Origin of the sequence: Chryseobacterium indologenes (assembly GCF_001295265.1) — a bacterium.
Classification (GTDB): Bacteria; Bacteroidota; Bacteroidia; order Flavobacteriales; family Weeksellaceae; genus Chryseobacterium; species Chryseobacterium indologenes_A.
This window is the reverse complement of record NZ_LJOD01000071.1, coordinates 1-433: the sequence shown is the minus strand read 5'-3', so window position 1 is coordinate 433 and position 433 is coordinate 1. Positions and strand designations below refer to the sequence as shown.

The 433-nt window shown below is 42.7% G+C and carries 1 protein-coding gene; it reads right to left on the bottom strand.

The features are described 5' to 3' along the window. Positions 1-433 (bottom strand): TonB-dependent receptor plug domain-containing protein (locus tag AOB46_RS22775; protein ID WP_157845104.1); only part of this gene is annotated, 433 nt, incomplete at both ends.

Genomic DNA, 433 nt, shown 5'->3' with positions numbered 1-433 from the left:
ACCCCAGCTCCTGCATCAGCACCATAGATCGCCGTAGAAACCGCATCTTTAAGTACTGTCATCGATTCAATATCATCAGGATTTAAACTGGATAGGATATTTCCGGTAGTATTGTTCGAAGTAGGATCTCCGGACATTACTCTTACTCCATCAATAATATAAATAGGATTGTTATTCCCGTTGATAGAAGCCTGACCTCTAATACGAAGGGTTACAAATCCCCCCGGCTGACCTGAAGAAATACCTCCCTGAACACCCGCTACTCTTCCCATTAATGCAGATTCAGGAGATGCGATCGGAAGGTCGTTAAGCTTATCGGCTTTTAACGTACCTACAGATCCTGTAATTTCTTTTACAGCCTTTTTCTGCCCGAACCCAACCATTACCACCTCTTCAATCTGAGTTGATTTAGTAGCTGTATCCTTTTTTGCTT